This window comes from Streptomyces sp. NPDC001100, assembly GCF_053598575.1.
On sequence record NZ_JBSFKO010000029.1, the window covers coordinates 122,316 to 128,315 of the forward strand.

A 6,000-nucleotide genomic window follows, 5' to 3' on the forward strand; every position below is an offset into this window, starting at 1 on the left:
TCCCGCGCGCCTCACAGGGCTGACGCCATGTCGCCTTCTGGCACGCCCCACTCTTCCGGCGTCACGACGCCTCGGGCCGAGGTCCTACGACCCCGGCCCGAGGCGCCGCGCGGGCGCTGCCGGTAGCGTCCCGGGCATGAAGATCACCATGCCGCCCCGCGGCCCCGAGGAGCGCAGGCATGACGTACTGGCGCGACTGGAAGGGGAGTTGGACGTCTGGGTGGCCTCGGCGAACACCGACGGGCTGCCCTGCCTGGTCCCGCTGTGGTTCGTCTGGGACGGGGAGGCCGTCTGGCTGTGCACCCGGCCCACGAACCCCACGGGCCGCAATCTGGGCGAGGGGCGGCGGACCCGGCTGGCCTTCGCGGACACCCGGGACGTCGTGCTCGTCGACGGCGAGACCACGGCCTTCACCGCCGAGGACGTCCCGGCCGCCGCTGCTGCCGATGCCTTCGACGCGAAGTACGGCTGGGATCCCCGTGAGGACCGTGCGGCCTACTCCTTCTTCCAGGTAAGGCCGCTGGCCGTCCAGGCGTGGCACGAGGTGCGCGAACTGCCCGGGCGCCATCTGATGCGGGACGGCGTCTGGCTGGTGTGAGCAGCCCTGCCCCGGCTCAACCGGCCTTCTTGTGCAGCTCGTTGAGCCCGGCCAGTTCGTCGTCGGTCAGGCGGATGGCGCCGGCCGCGACGTTCTCGGCGAGGTGGTCGGGGTTGCCCGTGCCGGGGATGGCGAGGACGTGCGGGCCCTGGGCCAGGGTCCAGGCCAGGCGGATCTGGGCGGGGCTGGTGTCGTGGGCGTCCGCGACGGCCAGGACCTCGTCGTCGTGGGCGGTGGTCGCGCTTCTCGCCCCGCCCGCGCCCGCGATGGCGAAGAACGGCACGAACGCGATGCCCTGTTCGCCGCAGATCCGCAGCATGTCGTCGGTCTCGGCTTTGTACGAGTCGAGCGCGAACCGGTTCTGCACGCTCACCACCGGGGCGATCTCCTGCGCCTCGGCGAGGTGCCGGGGCTCGACGTCGGAGAGCGCGATATGCCGGACGAGGCCCTCCTCTTGGAGTTCGGCGAGCGCGCCGAAGTGTTCGGCGATCGAGTCCTGCCCCATCCTGCGCAGATAGACCACGTCGAGGTGGTCGCGCCCGAGCTGGCGCAGGTTCTCCTCGACATGGCCGCGCAGGTCGTCCGGGCGTGCCGCACTGCCCCACTCCCCCGAGTAGGTACGGAAGGGGCCCACCTTCGCGGCGATCACCAGGTCGTCGGGGTAGGGGGCGAGCGCGGTGTTGATGAGTTCGTTGGCCGACCGCAGCGTCGAGAAGTAGAAGGCGGCCGTGTCGATGTGGTTCACACCGAGCTCGACCGCCCTGCGCAGCACGGCGATCGACCGGTCACGGTCGCTCGGTGTCCCGAGGTTGAAGGCGGCGCTGCCCGTCAGCCGCATCGCGCCGAAGCCGATGCGGTTGACGGTCAGGTCGCCGAGATTCCAGGTGCCCGCGGCTGCGGCGGTGATCTTCGCGGAGGTCATCAGCGGAGTTTCGCACATACGCGCGGCGCGGCCACCCGCACTTTACGGATATGTGTAGCTGTTCAGGCTGTCCACGGCCGACGCGGGGTTGCCCAGGTCGTAGCGGTCCACGGCGAGGAAGTTGGGCTTCTTGCGGGCGGCCGGCTGGCAGAACCGCTGGGTCCGGTCCAGGACCTTGGTGTTGTCGGTCTGCGCCGTCCCGGCGATGGTCGCGTCACGGAAGTGATTCATGACGAACAGCGGACGGAACCCCGAATACGTCTGTGTGAGCGGGACGTTGAGGTCGCTGCCGTACCAGCGGCTGTAGCAGGACCAGTCGGAGGTGCCGGCGCCGGAGCCCATGGACCAGTAGTTCTCGACGGTCCACTCGCGCTGGTACATCACGCCGAAGCTGTCCCGGGTGAGCCCGGCGGACTGGTCGGAGGCGCGGCTGTGGTCGGTGAAGATCAGCAGCCGGTGGTCGGCCGCGACCAGGTCGGCCATCTTCGGCCAGCCGTTCTGCTTCACACCGGTCTGGTCGGGGCGGTACAGCACGTCGTACAAGCCGTTGACGCGGGCGAGTTCGCTGCGCAGGACGGTCGCGTCGACGTAGTCCTCCAGGAAGACGGTGACGAACTGGTCGGTGTGCGCCTTGAGGAAGTCCACGATGCGCTGGAGGTCGACGTTCAGGGCGACCGGACTGCTGACCAGGGTGCAGCTGTCGTGGCAGAGGATCGCACCGTCGGAGGTCTGGTGGATGTCCAGCATGAACCCCCGTACGCCGTCGGAGAGTTGCTGGTTGATGCCCCGGGACTGGTTCGGGAAGAAGTTCACGAAGGGCGGTGCGAAACCGCCGTCGACCCCGTTGGCGTAGGCGTTGTGCGCGGTGAGGAACGTGACCTGGTCCAGGGTGCGTTGGTCCTGGGCGGGGATCGGCCTGGTGGGCGAGGTGATCGGGGTCAGATACCAGGAGGCGAGCCCGCCGGCGGAGCCGATGGCGAGCTGGGCCGGGTAGTTGGCGCCGGAGGGCTTGTCGGCCACGGTCAAGTAGCTTGAAGTGCCCGGCGCTTGGAGCGTGTACTGGTCGCTACCGGTCGCGTTGATCTGCCAGGCGGCGTCGGCGCTCGTGCAGGCGACGGTCTTCGCCTGGGCCCCCGAGCGGCCGAGGCAGCTGCCCGCGGTGTCGGTGCTCTCCAGGACGTACGAGGATCCGCTCGCCTTGAGGTTCCACTGCTGGTGGTCCTCGTTGCCCTTGGGGTTGTGCTGCTCCACCGCTCCCCCCTTGTCGGCCGCGTTGAGCCCGGTGGTGGCGCTCTGGACGTAGTAGGTGCCGGGGGCCGGGACCGCGTCGGCGGCGCCGGCCGGTGGAGAGACGAGCGTCGCGGCCAGTGCCGCGGTGATGGCCAGCAGGGCGTGGGGGGTTCGCATGGGTGCCCTTCGGGTTGAGTGTGGTCAGGCTCATGACACCTGAAAGGTGATCGGGCCACACCCAAGCGCCTTTGGTCTCGACCAGTCAAGGGGGAAGAACGGTCCGCGGAATGAACGGCGAAGGACCGCGGTCGGTCAGCGTGTTTTCCTCAACTCCCGCCACGCCACGTAGTGATCGACGAGAGTCTCCTCCAACGGCCGGTACTGGATGCCCAGTTCCTCCACTCCGCGCCGGTTGTCGACCGTGAACCGGATCCCGAGGTGCTTGCGGATGTAGTCCTGGGTGAGCCCGAACGCGGGGCCCAGGATGCGCACCGGCCAGTGCGGGAGGCCGTGCGCGGGCAGCCGGTAGTTGCGCGGGAAGTGCTGCCGCAGGGCGCGTGACATGTCGAGGAAGGACACCATCCGGCTCGCGGCGACGATGTAGCGGCCGTGCGCGTCTGGGCGTTCGGCCGCCGCGATGTGCGCGCTCGCCACGTCCCGCACGTCGGCGACGGTGAAGCTGAAGTCGGGTGCCCCGTAGAAGAAGTAGCCCTTGAACAGCTCGTCGAGGAGGAAGAGGCTGCCGGAGTCCGAGGCCGGGGTGAGCGAAGGCCCCAGGATCAGGCCGGGGTTGACGGAGACCATGCGCCAGCGGTCCTGCGCGTGGGCCGCGTCCCACGCGGCGCGTTCGGCGACGGTCTTGGCGTAGTGGTACGGGTTGTTCTCGGCGGTGCTGGTGGTGTTGACGTAGTCCTCGGAGAGGATCCCGTCCTTCATCTCCCCTACGTCGGCGTAGTCCCCGAAGATCGCGCCGACCGTCGAGGTGAACACCAACTTCTCGACAGTGGGCGTGCGTTCGATGCCGGCGAGGACGTTCCGGGTGCCGGTGAGCGCGGGTTCGACGACGTCCTTCCGGCCGTCCTTGATCTTCTCCGGCATCAGGAACGGCGAGGCCACATGGAACACGACCCGGCAGCCGTGCATCGCCGCGTCGAAGGAGCCCTCCGCCAGCAGATCGGCCTCGAACAGCTTGAGGGCGTCCGGGAATTGAGCCTGCATCGCCCTCAGTGGCGCGACCTTCGCCTCGTTGCCGAGGGACCGCACGGTGGTGTGCACCCGGTAGTCGCGCTCCAGCAGTTGCCGGACCAGATGACTGCCGACGAATCCGCTGCCGCCGGTCACCAACACCGTCCCGCCGCCGACACTCATCCCTGGCTCCGATCACGCGTGACTTCCAGCGCGCACGCTACAACGGTGATCGGTCCCGGGTCAGTGCTTCGGCCGCTACGACTCTCAACTCCCGCTCCCCGTATAGGCGGCCGTGGTCCGGTCGGCGGACGCGCGGGCCACCGCCTCGTCCTCACCGCTCTCGACGTTGGCCGTGTACCAGGCCTCGCTGCTCAAGGTGACGAAGCGGCGGCCCTCCTCGGACGCCAGCCAGGCCATGGCGTCCTCGGGCTTCACGGAACCGGCACCCGACAGGTTGCCGCCGAGGCCCAGGAGGATCGAGTCCCAGCCGACGCCCACCGCGCCGGGCCCGAACTCCGCCCACTTCGTGTCGTCGACATGGGCGATGTGCTCCAACTCGAAGCGCGTCCCCTCACCCTCGGGCGTCAACCGCAGCTCGATCCAGCTGACTTCGCCACCGAACTCCCAGGTCGCGAAGAAGCTGTTGGGCGGGTCGCAGCGCTCGATCGTGCCACCCGCGTTGCCCTGCAGCTGGTACTTGCCGCCCAGCCGCAGTTCGCCGGTGACCGGCAGGAACCAGCGCGGGATGCGCTCGGGGTTGGTGCAGGCGTCCCAGACGTCGGCGACCGGTGAGTCGTAGGTCTGGCCGATGGTGATCACGCGGGCCTCGCCCGCCTGGAAGTCGCGGCGGCCGACTCGGCGGCTCACGGAGTTGATCTGGTGGGTCACGTCCATCACGGGGTCCTCCTCGGGGTGTCGTCACCGGCCTCGCGGAGCCGGCGCTCACGCTTGCCCCGGGCCAACTCGGTTGCCAGGGCGTCCAGATGCGGAGTCCAGTAGCGACGGAACCGGTCGAGCCAGGCGTCGATGTCCCGCAGTGGCTCGGAGTTCACCGCGTACAGACGACGGGTACCGTCCGGCCGTACCGTCGCGAATCCGTTCTCCCGCAGCACCTTCAGATGCTGGGAGACCGCGGGCTGCGATATCCCGAACTCCCGCCGGACGACGTCGCTGACCGTCCCTGCGGGCTGCTCGCCCTCGGCGAGCAGCTCCAGGATGCGGCGGCGCACGGGGTCTCCGAGCACATCGAAAGCATGCATGAGCACCAAAGTATCACCGGTCGCTTATATAAGCGACCGGTGATACATGGGGATGGCGAGTCAGACCAGCGGCTTCTCCAGCAGCGCCTTGCGGTGGCTGAACGTCTCGATGGAGTAGCGGCCGTGGTAGTTGCCCATGCCGCTCTCGCCGACACCGCCGAACGGCAGGTCGGAGACGGTGAGATGCGCGAGCGGCAGGCCGTAGCCGATCGCGCCGGAGGAGGTCTCGGCGGCGATCCGGGCGCGGGTGTCGTCGGAGTCGGTGAAGACGTACAGGGCGAGGGGCTTGTCTCGGTCGTTGATGAACTCGATCGCCGCGTCGAGCCCGGGGACGGTGACGATCGGCAGGATCGGGCCGAAGATCTCCTCCGCCATGACGGGCGCCTTGGGATCGACATCGGCGAGAACCGTAGGCGCGATGTACTTCTCGCCGCGGTCGCTGCGTCCGCCGACGACGACCCGGCCGGAGTCGAGCAGTCCGGCGAGCCGGTCGAAGTGGCGTTCGTTGACGATCCGGCCGTACTCGCCGGAGGTCTGCGGGTCGGCGCCGTAGACCTTCTCGACCGCGGTCACCAGCAGGGGTTCGAGCGCGGTGGCGGTGTCCGGGTCGGTCAGGACGTAGTCGGGGGCGACGCAGGTCTGGCCGGCGTTGAGGAACTTTCCGCGCGCCAACCGGTCGGCCACGACGGCGAGATCGGCGTCGCGATCGACGAACGCCGGTGATTTGCCCCCGAGTTCGAGAGCGACGGGGGTCAAGTGCTCGGCGGCGGCGCGCAGGACGATGCGGCCGACGGCGCCGTTGC

At 69.2% G+C, this 6,000-nt stretch carries 7 protein-coding genes; 1 reads left to right on the forward strand and 6 read right to left on the reverse strand.

The features are described 5' to 3' along the window. Window positions 1–136 precede the first annotated feature (136 nt). Window positions 137–598: a pyridoxamine 5'-phosphate oxidase family protein gene (locus ACWDEW_RS34015; protein ID WP_450517976.1), complete on the forward strand. Its 462-nt coding sequence runs from the start codon at window positions 137–139 to the stop codon at window positions 596–598. A 16-nt stretch (window positions 599–614) separates the two neighbouring features. On the opposite strand, the gene ACWDEW_RS34020 is transcribed toward ACWDEW_RS34015, so the two are convergent. The 6 genes from ACWDEW_RS34020 to ACWDEW_RS34045 form a co-directional block, all read right to left on the reverse strand. Beyond that, window positions 615–1,520, reverse strand: a complete 906-nt coding sequence (locus ACWDEW_RS34020; RefSeq protein WP_450517978.1) for an aldo/keto reductase — start codon at window positions 1,518–1,520, stop codon at window positions 615–617. Window positions 1,521–1,562: 42 nt separating this feature from the next. Continuing rightward, window positions 1,563–2,927, reverse strand: a complete 1,365-nt coding sequence (locus tag ACWDEW_RS34025) for a phospholipase (protein ID WP_450517980.1) — start codon at window positions 2,925–2,927, stop codon at window positions 1,563–1,565. A gap of 135 nt (window positions 2,928–3,062) precedes the next feature. Further along, window positions 3,063–4,118: an NAD-dependent epimerase/dehydratase family protein gene (locus tag ACWDEW_RS34030; RefSeq protein WP_450517982.1), complete on the reverse strand. Its 1,056-nt coding sequence runs from the start codon at window positions 4,116–4,118 to the stop codon at window positions 3,063–3,065. A gap of 84 nt (window positions 4,119–4,202) precedes the next feature. After that, complete coding sequence (locus ACWDEW_RS34035) at window positions 4,203–4,832, reverse strand: SRPBCC family protein (RefSeq protein WP_450517999.1); 630 nt, start codon at window positions 4,830–4,832, stop codon at window positions 4,203–4,205. Further along, window positions 4,832–5,197, reverse strand: coding sequence for an ArsR/SmtB family transcription factor (locus ACWDEW_RS34040; protein ID WP_450517984.1), 366 nt, complete (start codon window positions 5,195–5,197; stop codon window positions 4,832–4,834). The genes ACWDEW_RS34035 and ACWDEW_RS34040 overlap by 1 nt, the downstream gene beginning before the upstream one ends. Before the next feature lie 60 nt (window positions 5,198–5,257). After that, a partial coding sequence (locus ACWDEW_RS34045; RefSeq protein WP_450517986.1) for an aldehyde dehydrogenase family protein occupies window positions 5,258–6,000 on the reverse strand: 743 nt, incomplete at its 5' end.

Coding starts and splice junctions, on each gene's coding strand:
- ACWDEW_RS34015 (WP_450517976.1), top strand. CDS start 137: ATGAAGATCACCATGCCGCCCCGCGGCCCCGAGGAGCGCAGGCATGAC.
- ACWDEW_RS34020 (WP_450517978.1), bottom strand. CDS start 1,520: ATGACCTCCGCGAAGATCACCGCCGCAGCCGCGGGCACCTGGAATCTC.
- ACWDEW_RS34025 (WP_450517980.1), bottom strand. CDS start 2,927: ATGCGAACCCCCCACGCCCTGCTGGCCATCACCGCGGCACTGGCCGCG.
- ACWDEW_RS34030 (WP_450517982.1), bottom strand. CDS start 4,118: ATGAGTGTCGGCGGCGGGACGGTGTTGGTGACCGGCGGCAGCGGATTC.
- ACWDEW_RS34035 (WP_450517999.1), bottom strand. CDS start 4,832: ATGGACGTGACCCACCAGATCAACTCCGTGAGCCGCCGAGTCGGCCGC.
- ACWDEW_RS34040 (WP_450517984.1), bottom strand. CDS start 5,197: ATGCATGCTTTCGATGTGCTCGGAGACCCCGTGCGCCGCCGCATCCTG.